22 protein-coding genes are annotated in these 24237 nt (G+C 72.1%); 9 read left to right on the top strand and 13 right to left on the bottom strand.

Translation table 11 applies throughout. The features are described from left to right. Positions 1-39: 39 nt before the first annotated feature. The 3 genes from ACX9I7_RS25915 to afsQ1 all read right to left on the bottom strand — a co-directional run bounded on the left by ACX9I7_RS25915 (position 40) and on the right by afsQ1 (position 2950). Positions 40-651 carry a hypothetical protein gene (locus ACX9I7_RS25915; RefSeq protein ID WP_387567122.1) on the bottom strand — a complete coding sequence of 204 codons (612 nt, stop codon included), beginning with the start codon at positions 649-651 and terminating at the stop codon, positions 40-42. After that, the gene (locus ACX9I7_RS25910) at positions 648-2162 is read right to left on the bottom strand and encodes an ATP-binding protein (protein WP_459388678.1); all 1515 of its coding nucleotides are present in this window, start codon (positions 2160-2162) and stop codon (positions 648-650) included. The genes ACX9I7_RS25915 and ACX9I7_RS25910 overlap by 4 nt, the downstream gene beginning before the upstream one ends. A 110-nt stretch (positions 2163-2272) precedes the next feature. Then, entirely contained in the window at positions 2273-2950 is a 678-nt protein-coding gene (afsQ1, locus tag ACX9I7_RS25905) for a two-component system response regulator AfsQ1 (protein WP_189453544.1), read from the bottom strand. A 218-nt stretch (positions 2951-3168) separates the two neighbouring features. Here afsQ1 and ACX9I7_RS25900 point away from each other — a divergent pair, with 218 nt between their 5' ends. Beyond that, positions 3169-3924 carry a SigE family RNA polymerase sigma factor gene (locus ACX9I7_RS25900; RefSeq protein ID WP_387567118.1) on the top strand — a complete coding sequence of 252 codons (756 nt, stop codon included), beginning with the start codon at positions 3169-3171 and terminating at the stop codon, positions 3922-3924. Between the two features lie 181 nt (positions 3925-4105). Here the strand turns inward: ACX9I7_RS25900 and ACX9I7_RS25895 are convergent, their stop codons facing one another. After that, on the bottom strand, positions 4106-4759 hold the full coding sequence (locus tag ACX9I7_RS25895) for a uridine kinase family protein (protein ID WP_358634521.1): 654 nt from the start codon (positions 4757-4759) through the stop codon (positions 4106-4108). Positions 4760-4911: 152 nt separating this feature from the next. Here ACX9I7_RS25895 and ACX9I7_RS25890 point away from each other — a divergent pair, with 152 nt between their 5' ends. Further along, positions 4912-5280 (top strand): hypothetical protein, encoded by a 369-nt coding sequence (locus ACX9I7_RS25890; RefSeq protein ID WP_387567116.1) that lies wholly within the window; start codon positions 4912-4914, stop codon positions 5278-5280. A gap of 80 nt (positions 5281-5360) precedes the next feature. Here the strand turns inward: ACX9I7_RS25890 and ACX9I7_RS25885 are convergent, their stop codons facing one another. From ACX9I7_RS25885 to deoC, 3 genes are read right to left on the bottom strand one after another with little or no spacing between them, the layout of a single operon-like run. Then, positions 5361-6245 carry an aldehyde dehydrogenase family protein gene (locus ACX9I7_RS25885; RefSeq protein ID WP_459388677.1) on the bottom strand — a complete coding sequence of 295 codons (885 nt, stop codon included), beginning with the start codon at positions 6243-6245 and terminating at the stop codon, positions 5361-5363. Continuing rightward, positions 6238-7668 (bottom strand): aldehyde dehydrogenase family protein, encoded by a 1431-nt coding sequence (locus tag ACX9I7_RS25880; RefSeq protein ID WP_459388676.1) that lies wholly within the window; start codon positions 7666-7668, stop codon positions 6238-6240. Before ACX9I7_RS25880 ends, ACX9I7_RS25885 begins: the two co-directional genes overlap by 8 nt. A 2-nt stretch (positions 7669-7670) precedes the next feature. After that, on the bottom strand, positions 7671-8612 hold the full coding sequence (deoC, locus tag ACX9I7_RS25875) for a deoxyribose-phosphate aldolase (protein WP_387567113.1): 942 nt from the start codon (positions 8610-8612) through the stop codon (positions 7671-7673). Between the two features lie 337 nt (positions 8613-8949). On the opposite strand from deoC, the gene ACX9I7_RS25870 reads away from it, so the two are divergent. The 3 genes from ACX9I7_RS25870 (at position 8950) to ACX9I7_RS25860 (ending at position 11724) form a co-directional block, all read left to right on the top strand. Further along, on the top strand, positions 8950-10281 hold the full coding sequence (locus ACX9I7_RS25870) for a hypothetical protein (protein ID WP_459388675.1): 1332 nt from the start codon (positions 8950-8952) through the stop codon (positions 10279-10281). Between the two features lie 104 nt (positions 10282-10385). Then, the gene (locus ACX9I7_RS25865) at positions 10386-11069 is read left to right on the top strand and encodes a class F sortase (RefSeq protein ID WP_459388674.1); all 684 of its coding nucleotides are present in this window, start codon (positions 10386-10388) and stop codon (positions 11067-11069) included. A gap of 28 nt (positions 11070-11097) precedes the next feature. Continuing rightward, a complete protein-coding gene (locus ACX9I7_RS25860) occupies positions 11098-11724 on the top strand; it encodes a PH domain-containing protein (protein ID WP_459388673.1) in 627 nt (208 codons plus the stop codon). A 54-nt stretch (positions 11725-11778) separates the two neighbouring features. Here the strand turns inward: ACX9I7_RS25860 and ACX9I7_RS25855 are convergent, their stop codons facing one another. Continuing rightward, positions 11779-13131 carry a tetratricopeptide repeat protein gene (locus tag ACX9I7_RS25855; protein ID WP_459388672.1) on the bottom strand — a complete coding sequence of 451 codons (1353 nt, stop codon included), beginning with the start codon at positions 13129-13131 and terminating at the stop codon, positions 11779-11781. A 181-nt stretch (positions 13132-13312) separates the two neighbouring features. Here ACX9I7_RS25855 and ACX9I7_RS25850 point away from each other — a divergent pair, with 181 nt between their 5' ends. Together ACX9I7_RS25850 and ACX9I7_RS25845 are read left to right on the top strand one after the other, a co-directional pair. Beyond that, entirely contained in the window at positions 13313-14473 is a 1161-nt protein-coding gene (locus ACX9I7_RS25850) for a phosphotransferase (protein WP_459388671.1), read from the top strand. Continuing rightward, complete coding sequence (locus tag ACX9I7_RS25845; RefSeq protein ID WP_459388670.1) at positions 14470-16503, top strand: lactate/malate family dehydrogenase; 2034 nt, start codon at positions 14470-14472, stop codon at positions 16501-16503. Before ACX9I7_RS25850 ends, ACX9I7_RS25845 begins: the two co-directional genes overlap by 4 nt. Before the next feature lie 373 nt (positions 16504-16876). Here the strand turns inward: ACX9I7_RS25845 and ACX9I7_RS25840 are convergent, their stop codons facing one another. From ACX9I7_RS25840 to ACX9I7_RS25830, 3 genes are all read right to left on the bottom strand, one after another. Next, positions 16877-18562 (bottom strand): phospho-sugar mutase, encoded by a 1686-nt coding sequence (locus ACX9I7_RS25840; protein WP_358634647.1) that lies wholly within the window; start codon positions 18560-18562, stop codon positions 16877-16879. 357 nt (positions 18563-18919) lie between these two features. Beyond that, positions 18920-19741, bottom strand: coding sequence for a purine-nucleoside phosphorylase (locus ACX9I7_RS25835; protein WP_126915712.1), 822 nt, complete (start codon positions 19739-19741; stop codon positions 18920-18922). A 122-nt stretch (positions 19742-19863) separates the two neighbouring features. After that, positions 19864-20301, bottom strand: coding sequence for a gamma-glutamylcyclotransferase (locus ACX9I7_RS25830; protein WP_126915713.1), 438 nt, complete (start codon positions 20299-20301; stop codon positions 19864-19866). Positions 20302-20477: 176 nt separating this feature from the next. Between ACX9I7_RS25830 and ACX9I7_RS25825 the strand changes: the two genes are divergently transcribed. Together ACX9I7_RS25825 and ACX9I7_RS25820 are read left to right on the top strand one after the other, a co-directional pair. Further along, on the top strand, positions 20478-21926 hold the full coding sequence (locus ACX9I7_RS25825; protein WP_387567097.1) for an NAD(P)H-quinone dehydrogenase: 1449 nt from the start codon (positions 20478-20480) through the stop codon (positions 21924-21926). Between the two features lie 121 nt (positions 21927-22047). Continuing rightward, positions 22048-23088 carry a DeoR/GlpR family DNA-binding transcription regulator gene (locus tag ACX9I7_RS25820; protein ID WP_459388669.1) on the top strand — a complete coding sequence of 347 codons (1041 nt, stop codon included), beginning with the start codon at positions 22048-22050 and terminating at the stop codon, positions 23086-23088. A gap of 64 nt (positions 23089-23152) precedes the next feature. On the opposite strand, the gene ACX9I7_RS25815 is transcribed toward ACX9I7_RS25820, so the two are convergent. Together ACX9I7_RS25815 and ACX9I7_RS25810 are read right to left on the bottom strand one after the other, a co-directional pair. Continuing rightward, positions 23153-23704: a TetR/AcrR family transcriptional regulator gene (locus ACX9I7_RS25815; protein WP_387567320.1), complete on the bottom strand. Its 552-nt coding sequence runs from the start codon at positions 23702-23704 to the stop codon at positions 23153-23155. A gap of 215 nt (positions 23705-23919) precedes the next feature. Next, the coding region (locus ACX9I7_RS25810; protein WP_459388668.1) for an acyl-CoA carboxylase biotin carboxyl carrier protein subunit at positions 23920-24237 on the bottom strand (318 nt) is incomplete at its 5' end.

Raw genomic sequence — 24237 nt, 5'->3', positions numbered from 1 at the left:
GCACGCGGGGCGCGCGGTTCCGCGTCCGGGTACAGAGAGTCAGCGCCCGTCGGCCGGCGGCAGTGGACTGCCGTTGCCCTGCACCGTCTCCGGATGCGTACGCGTCGCGTCGGTGCAGGCGTAACTCTTGGGACGGTCGCCCGACGGGCCGCCCAGGATCACCGTGGGCCGCGCGTCGGCCGCCGGCGTCCCCGCGAACGTGCACACGACCTGCGCGAGCGCGAGCGGGGCCAGGTCGTCGGGGGGCATGTTCAGCCGGAGCGCCCCCGCCGGATCGCCCTTCGCCGGGCCGCTGACGGTCAGCTGCTGGGGGACGGCCGTGGAGAAACCGGCCTCGTCCTCGGCGGGCGAGGGCGGCCGCTTGAGCTCGTCCAGCAGCGCCCGGGCGAGCGCCGCCGGGTCGCCGCCCTCCGGCACGGACACCAGCCGCGTCACGGGGAGTAGCAGCGAGGTGCACAGCAGCTGAACGGACGTGGTGGCGCTGCCCGGTGTCGCCGAGGCCTGCGGGCCGTGCACCACGCACGTGGCCCGCGAGGGCGCGCTGCCGGCGTCCACGGGCACGGCCGTGCCCCGGATGCCACAGCCGGAGAGCCCGGCCGCGAGCGCGAACACCCCGGCCGCCGCGGCGGCCGTGCGGATCGTCGGCCTCATCGGCCCTCCCCCTCGGCCGGGCCCCGCTCGGGCGCCGAGGCACCGCCGCCGGGGGCCGGATCGCCGTCCGGGGCCGGGGCCGAGTCACGAGGCAGCGTCAGCGTGAAGACGGCACCGCCCTCGGGGGAGTTCTCCGCTGTGATCTCGCCGCCGTGGATATGGGCGTTCTCCAGCGCGATGGACAGCCCCAGACCGCTGCCCTCCGAACGCGGCCGCGACGCGCTCGCCTTGTAGAAGCGGTCGAAGACGTGCGGGAGGACCTCCTCGGGGATGCCCGGCCCGTGGTCGCGCACCGCGATCACCAGCGCCTCCTCCGTCTGTCGCACCGAGACCCGCACCGGCGAACCGCCGTGCTTGAGGGCGTTGCCGATGAGGTTGGCCAGGATCACGTCGAGCCGGCGCGGGTCGAGGCGGACCATCGTGCCGCGCTCGGCGTCCAGCTCGACGGCGTCCAGCCAGGCCCGCGCGTCGATGCACGCGGTGATCTGGTCGGCGATGTCCACGTCGTCCAGGACCAGCCGGGCCGTGCCCGCGTCGAAGCGGGTGACCTCCATCAGGTTCTCCACCAGGTCGTTCAGCCTGCGGGTCTCGCTCACCACGAGCTGCACCGCCGGCGCGATCATCGGGTCCAGGGAGTCCGCCTCGTCCTCCAGCACCTCCGTCACCGCGGTGATCGCCGTCAGCGGGGTGCGCAGCTCGTGCGACATGTCGGCGACGAACCGGCGGCTCGCCGCCTCCCGGGAGCTGAGGTCCTCCACCCGCTTCTGCAACGCCTCGGCCGTCTTGTTGAACGTCCGCGACAGATCCGCCAGCTCGTCCGTGCCCGAGACCCGCAGCCGGGTGTCCAGCTTCCCCTCGCCCAGTCTGCGCGCCGCGTCGCCGAGCCGCTGCACGGGCCGCAGCACGGTGGAGGCCGCCGCCTGCGCCAGCAGCGCCGAGCCGATCAGCGCCAGGCCGGTGGCGATCCCCAGCGACCAGGCCAGGGAGTTGAGGTCGGCCCGCTCGTTCTCCAGGGACTTCAGCAGATAGCCCGTCGGCCCGCCGCCGATCACCTTCGCGCCGCCGACCAGGTACGGCTTGCCGCCGAGGGTGATCCGCTGCCAGTACAGGTGGTACGGGTACGGATTGGACTCGTCGACCTTCCGCTCCCGGTTCACGGCGGTGATCAGCGACTTCGGCACGACGGACAGGGTGAACAGATCGCGGTCGGAGGGCGCGGCGCAGGCGGCGCCGCCCTTGACGTTGCCGATCAGCAGGACCTCGTACTTCTGCGAGGTCGCCGCCATCCGGTCGGCCGCCTCCTGGAGGTCCGCGCACGTGGGCAGGAGCGGCAGTGAACCGGTGTTGTCCTGCAACGACTTGCGGAAGTCGTCCAGGGCGGCGTTCTGCGTCCGGGTGAGGACCGCGTCACGGTTCAGCCAGTACGCGATGGCCGACGCGGAGACGGCCGCGGCGAGGGCCACCAGCGCGAAGACCAGCATCAGGCGCAGCCGCAGGCTGATCCACCGCATGCTCGGTTTCAGGAGGTTCCTGGCCGCCGCCCAGCCCCGCACCCGACCGGGCTCTTCTGTCACTGTCCGCTCTCAGTCCTCGTGTCCGTCACTGCCGCCCCCGGAGGGGATCACTGCGGGGCGTCCAGCCGGTACCCCACGCCGCGGACCGTACGGATCAGCGTCGGGGAGGACGGCACGTCCTCGACCTTGGCGCGCAGCCGCTGGACACAGGCGTCCACCAGCCGGGAGTCGCCCAGGTAGTCGTGCTCCCACACCAGCCGCAGCAGCTGCTGCCGGGAGAGCGCCTGGCCCGGCCGGCGGCTGAGCTCCAGCAGCAGCCGCAGCTCCGTCGGGGTCAGCTGGAGGTCCTGGCCGTTCTTGGTGACCGTCATCGCCGACCGGTCGATGACCAGCGAACCGAACGACGCCGAATCGCTGGACTCCCGCTCGCCCCGGCGCAGCACCGCCCTGATCCGGGCGTCCAGCACCCGGCCCTGCACCGGCTTGACCACATAGTCGTCGGCGCCGGACTCCAGCCCGACCACCACGTCGATGTCGTCGTTGCGCGCCGTGAGCAGGATGATCGGCAGCTGGTCCGTCCGCCGGATCCGCCGGCACACCTCGAACCCGTCGATACCGGGCAGCATCACGTCCAGCACGATCAGGTCCGGACGCTGCTCCCGCAGCATCTTCAGGCCCTCCTCGCCCGACGCGGCGGTCACCACACGGTGACCCTGGCGGGACAAGGAGAACTCCAGAGCCGTGCGGATGGCGTCGTCGTCCTCGATCAGCAACAGGAAAGGCACAGTGGTCATTCTGGCCTAAGAGTGGCCGGTAGTTCGACAGAAGGACGCCGCAGCGACCGGGGCCGGCCCCGCAACGGGCGCGGCGGGGCCTGTTGCAGGGCTGTGACAGTCGGCGGACAACGCCATGAAACTGGCCCGGCAGGCTGTGATGCACCGGGCAGGACAGCGGTCCGGGAACACTGCCGGACCAACTGGCTCCAACCGACGGGGGGCGCGAGATGAACGCACTGCACGCCACTGCGACCAGCGCAGTTCGCACGCGCCTGCACGACGCCGGGCGGGGCACCGAGAAGTCCGGTGCCGTGGGCGGGCGGGGGTGCGCTCGCGGCACCGGACGCAACTCAAGGCCGCCGTACATGGTGGCCATCGACGCGATCGTGTACGGGGAGGCCACGGTGGGCGCGGGGGGCGCCGCCACGGCCGACGGGGGGAGCGACACCGGTGTGTCGCGGACGGAGGCGGAGTTCACCGCCTACGTCCAGGAGCGCCGGGCCTCCCTGTACGCGACCGCGTACCACCTGACCGGCGACCGCCACGAGGCGGAGGACCTGCTCCAGAGCGCGCTGTTCTCCACGTACCGCGCCTGGGACCGGATCTCCGACAAGGCGGCGGTCGGCGGCTATCTGCGCCGCACCATGACCAATCTCCACATCAGCGCCTGGCGCCGCCGGAAGCTCAACGAGTACCCGACCGAGGAGCTGCCGGAGACGGCCGCCGAGACCGACGCGATGCGCGGCACCGAGCTGCGCGCCGTGCTCTGGCAGGCCCTCGCCAAGCTCCCCGAGCTCCAGCGCACCATGCTCGTCCTGCGCTACTACGAGGGCCGGACGGACCCGGAGATCGCGGAGATCCTGGACATCAGCGTCGGCACGGTCAAGAGCAGCATCTGGCGGTCGCTGCGGCGGCTGCGCGAGGACGAGGCGATCGGCTCCGGCCGGGGCGTCCGCGAGTCCTTCGGGGAGCTCGTGGCGTAACGGACGGACCCGGGGTCACGGGGGACCACGGGGATCACGGGGGGAACAGCAGGACCAACGGGGGAAAACGGGGGGAGAGAGCGGGCCGGCGGTCGGGGGGACCGCCGGGCCCGCTCTCGCCGTTTTCGCGCTCCCTCGCCCGCGCGGGAACGTTTCTGCCGAGCGCTCCGGTGCCCGCGCGTCAGACGCGGACGGTCTCGCGGTGGCCGGCGGCCGCCGCGGCGATGCGGCCCATGGCGGTCTCCCGGCCGCAGGCGAAGGCGCCCAGCGCCGTCTGGCGGGCCACGATGCCGCGCTCGGCGCGCATCAGCCGCAGGCCGCGCCGGACCAGGTACGGAACGGGCTTGCGGGCCTCACGGACGTCGCGCAGCAGCCGCTGGCGGAACGTGGCGGAGGGCCGGCCACGCAGGCACAGGGCGTCCGCGAGGTGGCCGAGGTCCCGGCACGGGCCGATGATGTCGGCGGCGAAGATCCCCTCGGCGATGAACAGCGGCGTCCGCCCGATGTCCAGGCCGCTCTCACCGGTCCGCGAGCTCGTGGAGATGTCGTACACGGGCACGTTCGTCCGGGCCGTGCGGCACAGCTCGTCGATCGCGGCCACGGCGGCCTCCGCGTCCCACGACAGCGGCGAGTCCCAGTCGGTGCCGCCTTCGGGGAGGAGCGGCAGCGTCGGGTCGTCGCCCTCCTTGTAGAAGTCGTCCAGGTTGAGCACCGGCAGCCCGGTACGGGCGGCGAGGGAGGACTTTCCGGAGCCGGAGGGGCCGGTGAGCAGGATGACGCGCGCGGCGGGCGAGTGGGAGGTCACGGGACACCAGTGTGAGGCATTGGGCCGCATGGGGGATCCCCCTGGGTCGCGACGTGCGCGGTGAGTGGCGAATCCACTACGTTGCGTTGTCGTTCGCAACCTTCTCACGGCAGGTGGTCATGGCCTCCCACGCACGTCACCCACGTCACGCGTCCCCTCCTCCTCCGCGCCGGCGCACGCTGATGCGCGTCGGGCTGACCGTATCTGCGGGCGCGGCGCTCGCCACGGGCGGAGCGGCCACGGCCCACGCGGAACCGCAGGCGCCGCGCGCCGAGCTGGGCCGCACGGACGTCGGGGCGGCGTTCACGGGCACCGGCATCGCCCTGGAGAAGTCCGTCGAGGGGCTCTCGCCGGTGCTGAAGACCTTCAAGTACCACCCGCTCGCGGCCACCCCGGTGGACCCGCTGAACAACGGCGCCCGCACGCAGGTCGCGGACTTCAAGCCCGTCGGCACCGACGTGGTGACGGCCCCGGTCACCAACCGGGGGCAGGTCGGGGACCTGCCCCTGGTGGGCCAGGCGCTGAACGTGCTGCCGGGCAACGGCGGCTGAAACGGTCGCCACGACAGGACGGCGGCGGCTTCCCGGAAGGGAAACCGCCGCCGTCGTCATGTCGTGACGTCCGGGGTCCGTCAGTAGGACGAGCCGCCCGCGCCCAGCGAACCCGTCGGGAGCCAGACGGTCTTCGTCTCCTGGAACGCCATCAGGCGCTTGGTGCCCGGGTCGGCGGACCAGTCCACAGCCTGTGGACGGACGACGCGCTTGAGGTTGTCGGCCGCGGCGATCTCCAGGGCCTTCGCCAGCTCGGCGTCGGCGCCCGCGAGGTCGAGGGCGTTGACGTCCTGGTGGGCGGCGAGGGCCGGGAAGATCTCCGCGGCCTTGCCGGACAGGATGTTGACCACGCCACCGGGCACGTCGGAGGTGGCCAGCACCTCGCCCAGCGACAGCGCGGGCAGCGGCGCCTTCTCGGACGCGACGACGACCACCGTGCTGCCGCCCGCGATCACCGGGGCGATCACGGAGACCAGGCCCAGCAGCGACGACTCCTGCGGGGCGACGACGGCCACGACGCCGGTCGGCTCGGGGGAGGAGACGTTGAAGAACGGCCCGGCCACCGGGTTGGTGCCCCCGGCGATCTGGGCGATCTTGTCGGTCCAGCCCGCGTACCAGACCCAGCGGTCGATCGCGGCGTCCACCTGGGCGGCGGCCTTGGACTTCGACAGCCCCTCGGCGTCGGCGACCTCGGCGACGAACTGGTCCCGGCGGCCCTCCAGCATCTCGGCGACGCGGTAGAGGATCTGGCCCCGGTTGTAGGCGGTCGCGCCCGACCAGCCGCCGAAGGCCTTGCGGGCCGCGACGACGGCGTCACGGCCGTCCTTGCGGGACGACAGCGGCGCGTTGGCGAGCCAGTTGCCCTTGGAGTCGGTCACCTCGTACACCCGCCCGCTCTCGGACCGGGGGAACTTGCCCCCGACGAACAGCTTGTAGGTCTTGAAGACACTGAGACGATCAGACATCGAGGTAGGCCTCCAGCCCGTGACGACCGCCCTCACGCCCGAAACCGGACTCCTTGTAACCACCGAAGGGCGACGTGGGATCGAACTTGTTGAACGTGTTGGCCCACACCACACCGGCGCGCAGCTTGCTCGCGACGGCGAGCATCCGCGAGCCCTTCTCGGTCCAGATGCCGGCCGACAGGCCGTACTCCGAGTTGTTGGCCTTGGCGACGGCCTCGCCTGGCGTGCGGAACGTCAGCACCGACAGCACCGGCCCGAAGATCTCCTCGCGGGCGATGCGGTGCGCCTGGGAGACGCCGGTGAACAGCGTCGGGGCGAACCAGTAGCCGTTCGCCGGCAGCTCGCAGGCCGGGGCCCAGCGCTCGGCGCCCTCGGCCTCGCCGCTGTCGGCGAGCGCCCGGATGCGGGCCAGCTGCTCGGCGGAGTTGATCGCGCCGACGTCGGTGTTCTTGTCGAGCGGATCACCGACCCGCAGGGTGCCCATCCGGCGCTTCAGGGCGTCCAGCAGCTCGTCCTGGATCGACTCCTGCACCAGCAGGCGCGAGCCGGCGCAGCAGACCTGGCCCTGGTTGAAGAAGATCCCGTTGATGATCCCCTCGACCGCCTGGTCGATCGGCGCGTCGTCGAAGACGATGTTGGCGCCCTTGCCGCCCAGCTCCAGGGTGAGCTTCTTGTCCGTACCGGCGACGGTCCGGGCGATGGCCTTGCCGACGGCGGTGGAGCCGGTGAAGGCGACCTTGTCGACCCCGTCGTGCGCGACGAGCGCGGCGCCGGTCGTGCCGTCACCGGTGAGGATGTTGACGACGCCCTTGGGCAGGCCCGCCTGACGGCAGATGTCGGCGAAGAACAGCGCCGACAGCGGCGTGGTCTCGGCCGGCTTCAGCACGACGGTGTTGCCCGCGGCCAGCGCCGGGGCGATCTTCCACGCCAGCATCAGCAGCGGGAAGTTCCAGGGAATGACCTGACCGGCGACGCCCAGCGGCTTGGGGCCCGGCCCGAAACCGGCGTGGTCGAGCTTGTCGGCCCAGCCCGCGTAGTAGAAGAAGTGGGCGGCGACCAGCGGGAGGTCCGCGTCGCGGGTCTCCTTGATCGGCTTGCCGTTGTCCAGGGTCTCCAGGACGGCCAGCTCGCGCGAGCGCTCCTGGATGATCCGGGCGATGCGGAAGAGGTACTTCGCGCGCTCGGCACCCGGCAGCGCGGACCACTTCTCGAACGCCTTGCGGGCGGCCTTCACCGCAGCGTCGACGTCCTCGGCCGAGGCCTGCGCGACCTCGGACAGCACTTCCTCCGTCGACGGCGAGACGGTCTTGAAGACCTTCCCGTCGGACGCCTCGCGGAACTCGCCGTCGATGAACAGCCCGTACGACGGGGCGATGTCGACGACCGAGCGGGACTCGGGCGCCGGAGCGTATTCAAAAGCCATGATCAGTCCACCGTCACATAGTCGGGACCGGAGTAGCGCCCGGTGCTCAGCTTCTGGCGCTGCATCAGCAGGTCGTTGAGGAGGCTGGAGGCGCCGAAGCGGAACCACTCGTTGGTCAGCCACTCCTCGCCCACGGTCTCGTTGACCAGCACCAGGAACTTCAGCGCGTCCTTGGTCGTCCGGATGCCGCCGGCCGGCTTCACTCCGACCTGTACCCCGGTCGCGACGCGGAAGTCGCGCACGGCCTCCAGCATCAGCAGCGTGTTCGCCGGGGTGGCGTTGACGGCGACCTTGCCGGTGGACGTCTTGATGAAGTCGGCGCCCGCGAGCATGCCCAGCCAGGAGGCGCGGCGGATGTTGTCGTACGTCGACAGTTCGCCGGTCTCGAAGATCACCTTCAGTCGGGCGGCGGAACCGTCCGCGCGGCGGCAGGCGTCCTTGACGGCCTTGATCTCCTCGAAGACGGACAGATAGCGCCCGGAGAGGAAGGCGCCGCGGTCGATGACCATGTCGATCTCGTCCGCGCCCGCGGCGACGGCGTCGGCCGTGTCGGCCAGCTTGACGGGGAGGGCGGCGCGGCCGGCCGGGAAGGCCGTCGCGACGGAGGCGACCTTGACCTCCGAGCCCGCGAGGGCCTCGGCCGCCGTCGCCACCATGTCGGGATAGACGCAGATCGCGGCGGTGCGCGGGGTGCCGCGGTCCGTCGGGTCCGGGTTGAGGGCCTTGGCACACAGCGCCCGGACCTTGCCGGGGGTGTCCGCGCCCTCCAGGGTCGTCAGGTCGATCATGGAGATCGCCAGGTCGATGGCGTACGCCTTCGCCGTCGTCTTGATCGATCGGGTGCCCAGCGCCGTGGCGCGGGCCTCCAGCCCGACCGGGTCGACGCCCGGGAGGCCGTGCAGGAAGCGGCGCAGCGAGGCGTCGGAGGCGGTGACGTCCGCCATCGAAGCGAGTCGCTCAGCGGCTTCATTGCCGGATGAGGGGAACCTCGGGGAGGGGGTCATGGTCACCGGATGAGCATATCTACGCGCGTAGCGCGTGTCACCCCCTCCGGAGGCCCTTCTTCCAGGGCGGGTGACATGTCCTGACTCATCCTGATTCAGTGGCAAGCGATGGGTCATCTTCCGGTTGCTGTCGATGTTTGGTGACAAATACGCGAAGACGTGATCACACAAGATCCATAGATTCTTCTCAGCAACCCCGCCCGACCTCTCCGGCCTCAACCGAACCGAGGAAAGCGGCATGCGAATCCCCTACCTCTGACTCCACTAGGAGCCCTGCATGTCTGCTCTGTCCCCGCGCCGCCGCTCCGCACTGCGTGCCGCGATCACCACCGCCGCCCTCGCGGGTGCCGTACTGGCCCCGGCCGCCGCGGCGTTCGCGGCCGAGCCGACGGCTCCTGCGGCTCCCGCCGCCCCCACGGCTCCCGCCGCGAAGGCGACCGAGCCGGCTGCGGAGAAGAAGACCGAGACCGCAACGGGCACCGGCACCGGCACTGCCATCAAGAAGGACGCCGACGCCAAGATCGAGACGGGCACCAGGGCCGAGACGGGCACGAAGGCCAAGACCGAGACGGGCACCAAGGCCGAGGCCGGCAAGGGTGGCGAGGAGAAGGTCGTCGGCACCTGGTGGCTGCGCCGCACCCTCACCCTCTCCGACGGCAGCGTGGCGAAGGTCTACCAGTCGGGCCCCGAGACCCACCGTGTCGACATCATCTCCGGCGGCGAGATCGTCAAGTCGGTCAAGGTCGACGGCCGGGACGCGACGTTCGAGTACAACGGCATGGAGCTGACCCTCACCGCCCTGACCGGAGAGGTCCTCGGCGGCCAGAAGGTCTTCGGCAGCTGGTGGCTGCACCGCAAGGTGACCCTGGCGGACGGCAGCCTGGCGAAGGTCTACGAGTCGGGTCCCGAGACCCACCGTGTGGACATCATCTCGGGTGGCGAGGTCGTCAAGTCCGTCAAGGCCAACGGCCGGAACGTGACGTTCGAGTACAACGGCATGACGCTCACTCTCACCGCCCTGACCGGCGAGATCCTCAACGACAAGGGCGGCGCCGGCCAGGGCCCCGTCACCGCCGTCCGCTACGCGGGCAACGCCGTCTACATCGGCAACGGCATGGTCGCCGTGCTCCGCAACGACCCCGAGGCCGGCGGCCCCGAGGCGTGGATCCGCCACGTCGGCGAGCAGTGGAAGCCCGGCGACACGTACATGGTCAGGGTCGTCGGCAAGCTCGACCGCGAGAACACGTCCGCGACGATCGAGGGCCTTCAGCTGCGCCTGGTCGACGCCGACGGCTCCGCCCCCGTGCTCGAGGTGACCGGAAACGGCGCCACCAAGACCTTCGCCCTCCCCAAGGGTCAGCCGGCCGGCAAGAGCGGCGCGTCCACCGGCTCCGCCGCCAACGCCACCCAGGCCAAGGCCGTCAACGCCTCCGCCCAGCTCGCCCAGACCAAGGCGATCCCGCAGGGTGGCGTGGCGGCAGGCGCCGAGGGTGTGCGCGACGGCAACGACACCATGCTCCTCGCCGCCGGTGGCGCCCTCGCCTCCGTCAGCGCCGCGGGCGTCGCCTTCGCCGTGCTGCGCCGCCGCGTCGCCGGCTCCGCCGCCTGATCCACGACAGACCGACCGACCCGCGACCGACCGACCCGCGAGGGCGGGCCGCCACCTCACCGGCGGCCCGCCCTCGCGCCGCAGCGCCACGTCCAGGAGCTCCGATGACACCCTCCTCCGGCGACCTCGCCCGCCCCGGCGCCCGCGCCCGCCGGGCCGCGGCGGCCGCGCTGCTCGCCGTCGCCCTCGGCGGCGGACTGCTCGGCTGCGGCACCGGCCCGCACACCGCCAAGGCCGGCGCGCACGTGCCGGCGATCTCGGCCCCCCGCCCCTCCGGCGTGCCCGCGCTCCCCGCCTCCAAGCCCGTACGCGTCAGCATCCCGGCCGCCTCCGTCGACACCGGACCCGTCCTGGAACTCGGCCTCGCCGACGACGGCACCGTCGAGGTGCCGTCCGTCGCCCAGGCCGACCGCATCGGCTGGTACGACAAGGGCGTCACCCCCGGCGAGACCGGCCCCGCCGTCCTCATCGGCCACTACGACACCGCCGAGGGCCCGGCCGTCCTCAAGGACATCGCCAAGGTCCGCACCGGCGACCGCGTCACCGTCACCCGCGCCGACGGCTCCACGGCGACCTTCACCGTTCGCGAACTGCAACAGGTCGACAAGAAGAACTTCCCCACCCAGCGGGTCTACGGGAACACCGACCGCCCCGAGCTCCGCCTCGTCACCTGCGGCGGCGACATCCGCGACGGCCACCGGCCCGACAACATCGTCGTCTACGCGGACCTCACGTCGAGTACGCCGCCGAGCACCCGGCCGAGCACGCCCGCCACCGGTCGTCCGTAGCCGCGCCCGGTCGTGCAGAATCGGCGCCATGACGAGATCCCCTGACGCCCCCGGCCAGGACTACGCCGAGCGGTGCTTCCGCTCCTCCGCCGGCATCGGCGGCGGTGTCCTGCTGCTCGCCCTGTCCGCGTGGCTGGGCGGCGACGTGATGCTGCGCGGCACGGGCAACGCGCCGTGGCTCGCGCTGGCGGGACTGCTCTTCGCGCTGCCCCTGATCGTCGCCTTCACGCTGCGGCCCGCGGTGTGGGCGGGCGAGGACCGGCTGCTGGTGCGGAACCCCTTCCGCACGATCACCCTGCCGTGGGCCTCCGTCGAGGGCGTCCGCGCGGGCTACTCCAGCGAGGTCTTCGCGGACGGGAAGAAGTACCAGCTCTGGGCCATCCCCGTGTCGCTGAAGCAGCGCAAGCGGGCGGCGCGGCGGCAGGCGCGGGACGCGGCGGAGGACGTCACGGGGCGCGCCTCCGTGACCCCCCGCCCCTCCGGGCCCCTGCGGGCCCCGTCCGACCAGGCGATCGAGGACCTGCGCGAGCTCGCGGAGCGGGGCGCTTCGCGGGAGGGGGCGCAGGGTTCGCCCACGGTGCGGTGGGCCTACGAGCTGATTGCGCCCTCGGCCGTGGGGCTGCTGCTCTTCGCCGCGCTCGCCGCGATCGGCTGAGCCCGGCTTTCCGGGTGCCCCCGGTGGGGGTGCCCGCGCCTGGCGGCGCGGGTTCTACCCCACCCACCCGTCCGATTGCCCGGCACGGATCAGCGCCGCTCGCCCACGCAGTTCCTCGGCCTCGGGCATGGCACGGAACCGGTTCAGTCGAGTGCGCATGTCGTCGGCGGCCTTGTGGACCTTCACCGAGCGGATGCCTTCCGCACAGTCGACGAATTCGCTCCAGGCGGTGAGGGCGCCGTCCACGTCGCCTTGGCGCAGGCGTACGCCGCCGAGGTCGGCGAGGACGATGGCGCGAGTGCGGCGGCGGTCGAGGCCGTGGATGTCGAGGGCGAGGCGCAGGTGCTCCTCGGCGGCGTCGAGGTCGCCGAGACGGGCGAGGATCATGCCGGATTCGTGGGCCCAGCGGCCGGGGGAGTAGTGGGCGGCCCAGGATTCGCCGCCTGCCCTGGCCGGTGAGCGGCCGATGGCGCTTTCGGAGAGGGCGAGGTGCCGGGTGGCCAGACGGCGGTCGTTGTCCTGGGCGGCGGCGTTGGCCAGGGTGGCCTCGTAGTAGGCGACGGCTCGGGCGTTGTCGATGTCCTTGCCGTATCGCACGCACGCCTCACCGAGTTGGACGGCCTCGGCCCGGAAGCCGAGGTCGACGGCCTGGACCGCCAGGCCGCGCAGCGCGGTCGCGGAGAGTTCGGGATCGTGGGCCTCGGCGGCGAGACGGTAGGCGTGCGCGTAGTACTGCTGCGCGCGCCCTTGGTGCTCGGGGGCGTCGCCTTCGTCCTGTGCCATCCAGCCGGCGAGGTGGACGAGCTGGGAGGTGGCGGCGAACAGCGCGCGGCCGGTGGTCTCGGTGTACTTGCCGTTGAGCCAGGGGGCGACGTCATCGGTCAGGTAGCGCACGGCCAGGTGCCGGGCGTGCCCGCCGCCGAGCTCGGCGGCGGAGTCGCCCAGGGCTTTGACCATCTGGTTCACCGCGGCGACCTCGCCGACGCCGACGCGGACGACTCCGGCCGCCCGGGCGGTCTTCGTACGGCGGGTGATGCCGTCCAGGTCGGGCAGCGCCAAGGTACTGAGGGCGTAACCGCTCGTCGCGGCGAGGAAGTTCCGGCGGTCCACGTCGCTCCTCCCCAACTGGATGACTGAGGCCACGGTATCGGTGGCCCCCACCTCGGACACCGTGGATCGCGACGCCCTGGCAGTGTCCAAGTCCAGGTCGAGGACCCTTGCGACGTACGGGAGCCAGTAGGTCGGCGAGCGTTCACCGGACATCCAGCGCCGGGCGTACTGTCGCTCGATTGCGCTTGGGGGCCGCCCGGCCGCGATGCTGACCTCTCGGGCGAGTCTGGTCGGACCCCAGCCGCGCTCCTCGCACGCGTTGCGGATGAGTTCGGCGAGTTCCTGCTTGGTCGGCACGATCCCGTCGCCTCCCTGGCCTACACGGGCCTACGCCTGCCCTACATCCTGGCCCCTCCTGCCGACCGCTGTACGGCCGTTCACTGAAGCTCACCGCCCCCTGGGACGAGAAGGAGACGACGGTGACTCATACGTGTCGTACGACCGGCGACCGGCACGCGGCCACAGTGGGAGGCCGCTGATGGCCACCACTTCGAGCGCCATTTCCGCCGCTGAGGTCTTCGCCTACGCCGACGAGAAGATCAGAAAGGCTGCCGCCGAGCTGTGGCCGGGCGCTGCCGTGCGCCTCGGCCAGCACACGCCGAGCGTCACCGCCTACGTGCGCCACCTGACGGTGAACGGCCGTCTCCGGTACGCGAAGGTCTCCCTACTGGGACTGTCGCTGGTCTCGGTCCTGCGGGGAACGGCCGGCGACTGGGCCCAGGTGCGGGCGGCCCAGGCCGCCTACCAGGGTTCACCGGGGGCGTTGCTGGAGCGCGAGGCGCGGGGCCTGGCCATCGTGCGGGAAGCCGGCGCACGAGCCTGCCAGGTCGCCGGGTGCCACGGCGGGGTGCTGTTCACCGAGCCCGTATCGGGGCCGACGCTCGCCGACCTCCTTGCCAAGAAGCCGCACCGGGCGGGGGAACTGCTGACCAGGGCCGTGGTCGAACTGGCCGGGCTCCAGCGGCCGGCCATCGCGCGTGCCGTCGACGAGGCCGCCATCATCGAGCGGGGCATCGGCTCCACCTTCGACCGCAAGTTCAACGGCATCAGCGGCCCCACCTACCTGCGCAAGGCCGGGCAGGCAGGCGAGGCGCTGGCCACCGTGGCACTCCGGCTGCGGCGGCTGCGACCCACCCCGGCGGCCGGGCATCGACCGGTGGTCTACGGCGACCTCAAGCCCGACCACGTGGTCTTCCCCGACGGGGCCGACGGACGACCCGTCTTCCTCGACCCCGGCCTCGGGCGCGGCCGCCCCCAGACCGACCCGGCCAAGCTCGTCTCCCGGACCGTCCTCCACCTGATGGCCTCCTCCCCGGACCTGGTGACCGCCGACGCCACGGCGGCCGGCCTCGAGGAGTTCGCCGACGTGCTCACCGCCGACCTGCGGCCGGACGAGCGGGCCCAGTGGCTGCGCCACCTGGTGGTGCTGTGGCTGATGGACACCACCAACATCCTCAGCACTTACCTGACCTGCCCGCCCGACCTGCCCCTGCCCGAGCACGCGGGAAAGATCATCGCGCAGGCCGAGGCGGTGTGCGGGCTGCTGGGGAACGCGACCGCCGGCCTGGTCGCGGGGACGGACCCACGGGCGGTGTGGCGGCTGGCACTGGCCGGCGTGGTGAAGGCGGCAAACCGGTGACCGCCGTAAGGTCCGGAGCGATCGGGGTGATCGGCGCCGGGGCCGTCGGACAGAGTGTCGCGATGCTGCTGGCGGCCGGCGGCTGGTGCGAGTCCGTCCGCGTCGTCTCCCGCACGGGTCTCTCGGCCCGGGCTCTGGTGACCGATCTGGAGGACATGTGCCAGGTCATCGGCTCCCCAGTCCGGGCGGTCCACACCACCAGTCCTCGTGAGCTGGTCTCCTGCGAGGCGGTGGTGATCTGCACGAGGGCCGAATTCGTCAACACCGACCGCACCGACGTGCGCATGGCGGGGCTGTACGCCAACGCCCCCGTCATCGCCGCCCTGGCCCGCACCCTGGCTCACTACCAGGGACTCGTGGTCATGGTGACCAACCCCGTCGACATCATGGCCCGCCTCTTCGCCGAGGTCTCCGGCTGCCACCGCGTCTACGGCGTCGGCACGAACACCGACACCGCCCGCTACCGCCTCACCCTCGCCCGCCTCCTGGACGTTCCCGTGGAAGCCGTCGAGGGCCACGTGATCGGCGAGCACGGCGACCAGGCGGTGGTCTGCGCGTCGGCCACCCGAGTGAACGGCCGGCCCGCTGATGTGCCGGTCGGCCGGGTCCGGCGCGAGCTGGCCGACCGCCCGGCCCGTATCAACGCCGGTCTCGGTCGCACCCGCTGCGGCCCCGCCGGCGCCGTCATCGCCACTCTCAGCGCCGGACTCGGCCTGGAGGACCGCGTGGTGGAGCTGTGCGTCAACCACGAATACCGGTGGATCGGAATTCCGTTGCGCTTCACCGCCGGAACCCCGACCGTGTGCCTCCCCCGGCTCGGCGCCGCCGAGGCCCGGCAACTCGTCGCCGCCGACGCCAAACTCCGCGACGCCTACCAGCCACTCTCCCACCTGTACGCCCCCGCGCACCCCTCACGGAAGGAGAAGACCGCGGTGACAAAGACCGCCACCCGCATCGCCACTGCCACCCAGGCCGCGACCGTCACCAGCAACAGCACGGTGGTCACCGACTGGGCGCTGCGCTACTTCGGCCCCTGGTGGAACGCCACCAGCACCACCCCGGCCCCCGACGCCCCGGTGAACGCCGACGTCAACCCCGACCGGGTCACCGAGATCACCCGGCACGTAGCCGATCACCCCCACGAGGAGACCGTCTACGCCAACACCGGCATGCTGATCCGCCGCGAGAGCGACGGCATGATCTTCGCTGCCCAGCCCGAGGACAAGACCGCCTACAAGGCCGAGCCCGGCGGCCCCCTGCACATCTACGGCTGTGAGGACGTCCCCGTCGCTCTGGCCGCCGCCCGCCTCGTCCGCGAGGTCGTCCGTGGCCGGCTGCTGGCAGACGGCTGGTCGATCCTGCACGCCTCCGCCGTCGTCCGCGACGGACGGGCAGTACTGACCCTCGGCGACAAGGGCGCCGGAAAGACCACCGTGGGGCTTCTGCTGGCCCGCGCCGGCTGGCAGCTGCTGGCCAACGACCGCGTCTTCATCCGCCCCGAGGACGGCCGACTGCGCGTCCTGCCCTGGCCCTCGGCCGCCGCCATCGGCTTCGGCCTCCTCGAGGCGCTGGGCTGGTACGACCAGGTCAGCGAACGCGTCCAGCGCGGCGAACAGCTCCATCCCACCCAGCACCAGAAAGTGACCGACGCCCTCCACTCCGGCAGCCGCACACCCCTGTGGAAGGAGTCCGGCAAGGAGCTGAAGCCGCAGTTCTTCCCCGACCAGCTTCACTCCTGGCTCGGCCTGACCCTGGCCACCGAAGGCCACGCGGCCCGCGTCCTCTTCCCCCGGATCGTCCCCGGAGCCGAACCCACCGCCCTGGACGAGGAGCGCACCGTTCGCGACACCGACTTCTTCACCACTGGTACCGAAGATCGCTACCCCGACGTCTTCGGCTTCCTCCCCGCCGGGACCACCGGCACCGGGGCCCTGCGCGACCGCCTCGGCGAACTGCCTCGGCACGCGATCGACCTCGGACACGACGTCGAGGCCAACACGGACCTGCTGGTGCGGGCCGCCCGCGCGTGACGCCTCCGGCGGGGTTCCGGTGGCTTTCCGGGTGTCCCCGGTGGGGGTGCCCGCGCCTGACGGCGCGGGTTCTACCCCACCCGCCCGCCCGATTGCCCGGAACGGGGTTGCCCGGCGAGGGGGCGGGCGGGGTGGGGTGGGTGCGGGGCGGTGGGTGGGTTTGTGCCCACCCGTTCCGCCCTGCGGAACGCCTGCTCACAAACGGCGTGAGGGGGCGGGGTGGGGTGGATGGGCCCTGGTAGGGGCGTAAGGAGCTCTTCGCCGCTGGGGCCAAGTGCGGGGCACCCGGCACTGAAGTGGCAGGGGCCGCGAAGAGCTCAGCCCCGTAAGGGCCCGTCCGCCCCACCCCGCCCCCGACCCACCGCCACAGGCGTCAGATGCCCGCCGCCCGCGACAGGTCCGTCTTGATGCCCGCCAGCACCTCGCCCGCCTGCCGGCGCGCGTCCACCAGTGCCGCCGCCGAAGCCACCGGCACCACGACCTCCAGGTAGCACTTCAGCTTCGGCTCCGTACCGCTCGGCCGCACGATGACCCGCGCCCCCGACACCGTCCCGGCCTCGTCGCCCGCCAGGGCGTACCGCAGGCCGTCCGTCGGCGGCAGCGACTCCGTGCCCTTGGACAGGTCCTCGGCGGAGACGACGTGCAGCCCGGCCAGGACCACCGGCGGCGCCTCCCGCAGCCGGCGCATCGCCGAAGCGATCAGCGACAGGTCCTGCACCCGCACCGACAGCTGGTCCGTGGCGTGCAGCCCGTGCTCGACCGCCAGGTCGTCGAGGAGGTCGCTCAGCGTCCGGTCCGACTGCTTCAGCTCGGCCGCCAGCTCGGCCACGAGCAGCGCGGCCGTGATGCCGTCCTTGTCGCGCACGCCCTCCGGGTCGACGCAGTAGCCCAGCGCCTCCTCGTAGGCGTAGCGCAGCCCGTCCACGCGGGCGAGCCACTTGAAGCCGGTGAGCGTCTCCTCGTACGACGCGTCCGGCGCGCCCGCCGCGATGCGGGACAGCAGCGAGGACGAGACGATCGTCGTCGCGAACGCGCCCCGGGCGCTCTTGTGCACCAGGTGCTCGGCCAGCAGCGCGCCGACCTCGTCGCCGCGCAGCATCCGCCAGCCCTCGACGTTGTCGGGGTCCGGCACGGCCACGGCGCAGCGGTCGGCGTCGGGGTCGTTGGCGATGATGATGTCGGGCGCGCCGCCCGCCTCCGCGGCCGCGCGGGCCGTCGCGAAGGCGAGGTCCATCGCGCCCGGCTCCTCCGGGTTGGGGAAGGCCACCGTCGGGAAGTCCGGGTCCGGCTCGGCCTGCTCGGCGACGACGACGGGCTCCGGGAAGCCGGCGCGCGCGAACGCGGCGGTCAGGACGGAGCGGCCCACGCCGTGCATGGGCGTGTAGACGACGCGGACGTCACGGGCGGAGCCGTCGGTGAGGACGGCGTCGGTGCGCGCCAGGTAGGCGTCGACGACGTCCTCCTCGCGGAGGGTCTCCCAGCCCTCGGAGGGGCGCGGGACGTCGTTGAGGCTGGCGATCGCGGCGATCTCGGCGGCGATGCCGGCGTCGGCGGGCGGCACGATCTGGGAGCCGTCGCCCAGGTAGACCTTGTAGCCGTTGTCGCGCGGCGGGTTGTGGCTGGCCGTGACCTCCACGCCGGCGACCGCGCCGAGGTGGCGGATGGCGAAGGCGAGGACGGGCGTGGGCAGGGGGCGCGGCAGCAGCGCGGCCTTGAGGCCCGCGCCGACCATGACGGCGGCGGTGTCCAGCGCGAAGTCGGCGGACTTGTGGCGGGCGTCGTAGCCGATGACGACGGTGCCACCGGTGTGGCCCTGCTTCTTCAGGTACGCGGCGAGCCCGGCGGCGGCGCGGATGACGACGGTGCGGTTCATGCGCATGGGGCCGGCGCCGAGCTCACCGCGGAGACCGGCGGTGCCGAACTGCAGGGTGCCGGCGAAGCGGGTGCCGATCTCGGCGACGTCGCCGGCGTCGATGAGCTTGGCGAGCTCGTCGCGGGTCTCGGGGTCGGGGTCCTCGGCGAGCCAGGTCCGGGCCTGTGCGATGAGGTCTCGCTCCACGTTTTTCCTCCGGAGGTTTCGGGGTGCGGTGCGCCCGCCGTGCGGGGTGGGCCGGGGCCGGGGCGGGACGGACCCCTCTGGGGCTGCATTATTTACGGCCCGGGGTCAACGGAACAGCGAACCCGGCACGTCGCCGCAAATAACGCTTTACGCCCCTGCCGGGGTCCGTCCCGCCCCGGCCCCTCCTGTCGTACGGCGTCCGCGGGCCGGTGGGGCCTTAACCCGCCCCTGCCGGCGTCGGCTCCGGCCGTTGCCGGGCAATCGGGCGGGTGGGTGGGGTAGAGCCGCGCCGGAGGCGCGGAAAAACCCGCGCCGGAGGCGCGAAGAGGCGCCCCCGGCACGGGGTGGGGTCCAAGGTCAGAGCTTGGGCAGGACCTGCGCGAGCAGGGAACCCATGCGGGCGGCCGCGTCGCGACCGGCCTCGAGGACCTCTTCGTGGTTGAGGGGCTCACCGGTCATGCCCGCGGCGAGGTTGGTCACCAGGGAGATGCCCAGGACCTCGGCGCCCGCCTCGCGGGCCGCGATGGCCTCGAGGGTGGTGGACATGCCGACGAGGTCGCCACCGAGGGTGCGGACCATCTTGATCTCGGCGGGGGTCTCGTAGTGCGGGCCGGGGAGCTGGACGTAGACGCCCTCCTCCAGGCTGGCGTCGACCTCCTTGCACAGGGCGCGCAGACGGGGGGAGTACAGGTCGGTGAGGTCGACGAAGTTGGCGCCGACGATCGGCGAGGTCGCCGTCATGTTGATGTGGTCGCTGATCAGCACCGGCTGGCCGGGGCGCATGCCGTCGCGGAGGCCGCCGCAGCCGTTGGTGAGGACGACGGTCTTGCAGCCGGCGGCCACGGAGGTACGGACGCCGTGGACGACGGCGGCGACACCGCGGCCCTCGTAGTAGTGCGTACGGCCGAGGAAGACGAGCGCGCGCTTGTCGTTGACCTTGTAGGAGCGGACCGTGCCCGCGTGGCCCGCGACGGCCGCGGCGGAGAAACCGGGGAGCTCGGTCACCGGGAACTCGGCCTCCGGGGTGCCGAGGGCGTCGGTGGCGGGGACCCAGCCGGAGCCCATGACCAGGGCGACGTCGTGGGTCTCGGCGCCCGTGAGCTCGCGGAGACGGGCGGCGGCGGCGTCCGCCGCGGCGTACGGGTCGGCCTGGATGTCGGGGGTTACAGAAGCGTTCACGCGGACGAGGGTAGCCGCTCTTGGCCTACGCGCGTAGATGTCGCCGGTTACGGTGTTCCGATTGTTGCTTTGTGCGTTGCGACGAGATGGAATCGTCACTTTCCGCACATACCCGGTGGGGCTCAGCAGGGCCGCTTGCGCAGTTCCATGACGTAGTCGTGGGGCGCGCCCGCCGATTCCGCGGCGTCGGCGATCTCGCCGAGGTAGCGGGCGGAGGGGAGCCCTCCCTCGTAGCCGTTGAGGACGTAGACCCACGCCGGCTCCTCTCCGTCGAGAGTGTGCACCCGGACGCGCATCCGGCGGTAGACATCCAGGCCGACACCCTCCCAACGGTCCATCGAGTCCTCGTCCATCGGAGCGATGTCGTAGAGGGCGACGAAGACCTGGGAGCGGGGGGCTTCGACGATCGTGGCGAGCGCGCCCTCCCACCCCATCTGCTCTCCGCCGAAGGTCAGCCGCCAGCCGTTGAGCCAGCCGGTGCCGCGCAGCGGTGAGTGGGGGGCGCGGCGGGACATCAGCCGCGCGTCGAGGTTGCCGGCGTACGCGGCGTAGAGCGACATGGTTCCGAGGGTACGGGAGTGAGGCGGAACGGCATTTGGGGTGGCAATCTCGAAGGGAGGATCGCGCGAACGTTCTGGCGGGTTTCGCTCGGGATTCGGAGAGGATTCGCGTAGGAATCACGGAGGGATCGCGCTAAGGAGGCCCCGGAAGGAGTCGCTTTGATGGGTGCGGGACAATGGAGTACGTGACTCGGATCGTGATCATCGGTGGCGGACCCGGCGGCTACGAGGCGGCGCTTGTCGCGGCCCAGCTCGGCGCGGAGGTGACCGTCGTCGACTGCGACGGTCTGGGTGGGGCGTCGGTGCTGACCGACTGCGTCCCTTCGAAGACTCTTATCGCTACAGCGGAAGTGATGACCAACTTCGACTCCTCCTACGAGGAGCTGGGGATCATCGTCGCCGACGACACTCCGCCGCTGGAGCAGGCCGCCCGTGTGATGGGCGTGGACCTGGGCAAGGTCAACCGTCGTGTGAAGCGTCTGGCGCTGGCCCAGTCGCATGACATCACCGCCTCGGTGACCCGCGCGGGCGGCCGTGTGATGCGCGGGCGCGGGCGGCTGGAGCCGCAGCAGGCGCCGGACGGTTCGCGCCGGGTGATCGTGACGGCCGCCGACGGGACCGAGGAGACGCTGGTCGCCGACGCCGTGCTGGTCGCCACCGGCGCCCACCCCCGGGAGATCCCGGACGCGCTGCCCGACGGCGAGCGCATCCTGAACTGGACGCAGGTCTACGACCTCGACGAGTTGCCCGAAGAGCTGATCGTGGTGGGCTCCGGTGTGACCGGTGCCGAGTTCGCCGGCGCCTACCAGGCGCTGGGCTCCAAGGTGACGCTGGTCTCCTCCCGCGACCGGGTGCTGCCGGGCGAGGACCCGGACGCGGCCGCCGTGCTGGAGGACGTCTTCCGGCGGCGCGGCATGAACGTGATGGCGCGCTCGCGCGCCCAGTCCGCCAAGCGGGTGGGGGACCGGGTCGAGGTCACGCTGGCCGACGGCCGTGTGATCACCGGTACCCACTGCCTGATGGCCGTGGGCTCCATCCCCAACACGGCGGGGATCGGGCTGGAGGAGGCCGGGGTCCGGCTCCAGGAGTCCGGGCACATCTGGACGGACAAGGTCTCGCGGACGTCCGCGCCCGGCGTCTACGCGGCCGGCGACTGCACCGGTGTGTTCGCGCTGGCGTCGGTGGCGGCCATGCAGGGCCGCATCGCGATGTACCACTTCCTGGGCGACGCGGTGGCGCCGCTCAATCTCAAGACGGTATCCGCGAACGTATTTACGGATCCGGAGATTGCGACGGTCGGGTACACCCAGGCCGATGTCGACAACGGTCTCATCGACGCCCGGGTCGTCAAGCTTCCGCTGCTGCGCAATCCGCGGGCGAAGATGCAGGGCATTCGCGACGGTTTCGTGAAGATGTTCTGCCGGCCCGGCACGGGCATCGTCGTCGGTGGTGTGGTCGTCTCGCCGCGGGCCAGTGAGCTCATTCATCCGATCGCGATCGCCGTCGACAACAATCTGACGGTCGAGCAGATCGCGAACGCGTTCACCGTCTACCCGTCCCTCTCGGGGTCGGTCGCCGAGGTGGCGCGGCAGTTGCACACGAGGAAGACGCAGCGCGAAGCCTGAGGAAGGCCGAGGGAAGGCCCAGGAGGAGCGGTGGGGGAGTGGTTTGTTCCGGTTCCCTATACCACCTCTTGGGTCGCACTACGGACAACTTCCGTTAATTGCTGCAACCTGCTGAAAACAGATGGACGTTGGCGTTACTGTCGGTTTCGTGTTCGCTGCAGAACGTCGTCAATTGATCCTCGAAATGGTGCGGGCCAACGGGGCGGTTTCGCTCCGTGAGCTCGCCCGCGTCGTCCAGACCTCAGAAGTGACCGTACGGCGGGACGTGCGGGCGCTGGAGGCCGAAGGACTGCTCGACCGCCGGCACGGCGGTGCGGTGCTGCCGGGCGGTTTCACCAGGGAGTCCGGCTTCCCGCAGAAATCCCATCTAGCGACCGCCGAGAAGACGGCAATCGCCGATCTCGCGGCGAGCTTCGTCGAGGAAGGCGAAGCCGTCGTCGTCGGCGCCGGTACGACCACCCAGGAGCTGGCCCGCCGGCTCGCACGTGTACCGGGTCTGACCGTGGTCACCAATTCCCTGCTCGTCGCCCAGGCCCTGGCCCATGCCAACCGGGTCGAGGTCGTCATGACCGGCGGCACGCTCAGAGGTTCGAACTACGCGCTGGTCGGCAGCGGGGCCGAACAGTCCCTCCAGGGGCTACGGGTCTCGCGGGCCTTCCTGTCCGGGAGCGGGCTGACCGCCGAGCGCGGGCTGTCCACGTCCAACATGCTCTCCGCGAGCGTGGACCGGGCGCTGGTACAGGCGGCGGCGGAGGTCGTCGTCCTCGCCGACCACACCAAACTGGGCACGGACACCATGTTCCAGACCGTGCCCACCGATGTGATCACCCGGCTGGTCACCGACGAGCCGCCCGTCCACGACGAGCGGGCCGCCACCGAGCTCCAGGCCCTGGCCGACCAGGGCGTCCACATCTCGGTGGCCGGTCCGGGCGCGGGCAGCGGCCCGGCGGCGGGCGTCGTCCACGGGGAGGTCCCCACGGCGTCCCCGCGCCGCCGGGACGTACCCCCGCTGCCCGGCCAGCGCAGAAACCTGCCGCTGGGCCACGGCCAGCAGCCCGGCCCGGTCCAGGGCGGGCCGCCGGGCGCCCAGCTGCGCAGCGCCGTCTCCCTGGGCGAGCAGGCCACGGCCCGGGTGGCGGACCTGGCACCCCGCCGACGGTAGGCAGGTCCGATGACCCCCATGGCCGCGGGAGCACCGGGGATTCGCGAGCTCTCCCCGGCGAAGGCTACGGCCGGGCTTTTAGCCCGGTCAGGGTGAGCGTGAGCAGGCGGTCGGCCAACTCCGGGTCATCCGGGGACTGTTCGGCCGCCAGCGCGATGGCGTTCGTCAGCTGCATCAGGTCCACGATGTCCACATCGGGGCTGATGGCGCCGGACCGCTGGGCACGGGCGAGCAGTGCGCGGCCCGCCTCGCGCAGCGGCAGGCTGCACCGCGACATGGCGGAGCCCTCGTCCGTCTGTGCGGCCATCAGCGCCCGGGAGAGACCGCGATAGGTGCTGGCGTGCGCCACGATGGCCCGCAGCCAGGCGACCAGCGCCCGGCAGGGCTCGGGAGCCGCCAGCAGCTCGCGCGAGCGTGCGAGGATGCCGTCCACCTCGCCCTGGAACACCGCGCTCATCAGCGCCGTGCGATTGGGGAAGTGCCGGTAGAGCGTGCCGATGCCCACCTCGGCCCGCCGGGCGATGTCCTCCAGCGAGGCGTCCGTCCCGTGCTCGGTGAACGCCGTCCGGGCCTCCGTGAGCAGCCGCTCGTAGTTGCGCCGTGCGTCCGCGCGCATGGGTCGTGGTGACGTCTGCGCCGCGTCGGTCGCCATTCCGTCCGTCCTCCCGATCACAGTCCCCGTCAGTCCCTCGTTCCCCCGTCAGTCAAGGATGCCAGGCCGCCGGGGGCCCCGGACGACGAACGCCCACGGGCCCCGGCCGGTGCGGCGGGGCCCGTGGGCGGCGGCGGACCGGGGAACGCCCCGGATCAGCCCTCGGATCGGTCCTTGGATCAGTCCTTGATCTCGCAGATCACGGCGCCGGAGGAGACGGACGCGCCGACCTCGGCGGTGATCCCCTTGATCGTGCCGGAGCGGTGGGCGTTGATGGGCTGCTCCATCTTCATGGCCTCCAGGACCACGACGAGGTCGCCCTCGTTGACCTGCTGGCCCTCTTCGACCGCGACCTTGACGATCGTGCCCTGCATCGGCGAGGCCAGGCTGTCGCCGGAGGCGGCGGAGCCGGACTTCTTGGCCGCGCGGCGCTTGGGCTTGGCACCGCCTGCGGCGGCGGTACGGGCCAGGGTCATCCCGAGCGAGGACGGCAGGGA

It is taken from the genome of Streptomyces sp. L500, from assembly GCF_054551825.1.
Note: the sequence above shows the minus strand (reverse complement) of the source record. Positions and strands in the feature narration are given on the sequence as shown.

Coding starts and splice junctions, on each gene's coding strand:
- ACX9I7_RS25820 (WP_459388669.1), top strand. CDS start 22,048: ATGGACGTTGGCGTTACTGTCGGTTTCGTGTTCGCTGCAGAACGTCGT.
- ACX9I7_RS25860 (WP_459388673.1), top strand. CDS start 11,098: ATGACGAGATCCCCTGACGCCCCCGGCCAGGACTACGCCGAGCGGTGC.
- ACX9I7_RS25895 (WP_358634521.1), bottom strand. CDS start 4,759: ATGCGGCCCAATGCCTCACACTGGTGTCCCGTGACCTCCCACTCGCCC.
- ACX9I7_RS25815 (WP_387567320.1), bottom strand. CDS start 23,704: ATGCGCGCGGACGCACGGCGCAACTACGAGCGGCTGCTCACGGAGGCC.
- ACX9I7_RS25870 (WP_459388675.1), top strand. CDS start 8,950: ATGTCTGCTCTGTCCCCGCGCCGCCGCTCCGCACTGCGTGCCGCGATC.
- ACX9I7_RS25915 (WP_387567122.1), bottom strand. CDS start 651: ATGAGGCCGACGATCCGCACGGCCGCCGCGGCGGCCGGGGTGTTCGCG.
- ACX9I7_RS25885 (WP_459388677.1), bottom strand. CDS start 6,245: ATGTCTGATCGTCTCAGTGTCTTCAAGACCTACAAGCTGTTCGTCGGG.
- ACX9I7_RS25850 (WP_459388671.1), top strand. CDS start 13,313: ATGGCCACCACTTCGAGCGCCATTTCCGCCGCTGAGGTCTTCGCCTAC.
- ACX9I7_RS25900 (WP_387567118.1), top strand. CDS start 3,169: ATGAACGCACTGCACGCCACTGCGACCAGCGCAGTTCGCACGCGCCTG.
- ACX9I7_RS25825 (WP_387567097.1), top strand. CDS start 20,478: ATGGAGTACGTGACTCGGATCGTGATCATCGGTGGCGGACCCGGCGGC.
- ACX9I7_RS25910 (WP_459388678.1), bottom strand. CDS start 2,162: ATGCGGTGGATCAGCCTGCGGCTGCGCCTGATGCTGGTCTTCGCGCTG.
- ACX9I7_RS25865 (WP_459388674.1), top strand. CDS start 10,386: ATGACACCCTCCTCCGGCGACCTCGCCCGCCCCGGCGCCCGCGCCCGC.
- deoC (WP_387567113.1), bottom strand. CDS start 8,612: ATGGCGGACGTCACCGCCTCCGACGCCTCGCTGCGCCGCTTCCTGCAC.
- ACX9I7_RS25830 (WP_126915713.1), bottom strand. CDS start 20,301: ATGTCGCTCTACGCCGCGTACGCCGGCAACCTCGACGCGCGGCTGATG.
- ACX9I7_RS25880 (WP_459388676.1), bottom strand. CDS start 7,668: ATGGCTTTTGAATACGCTCCGGCGCCCGAGTCCCGCTCGGTCGTCGAC.
- ACX9I7_RS25890 (WP_387567116.1), top strand. CDS start 4,912: ATGCGCGTCGGGCTGACCGTATCTGCGGGCGCGGCGCTCGCCACGGGC.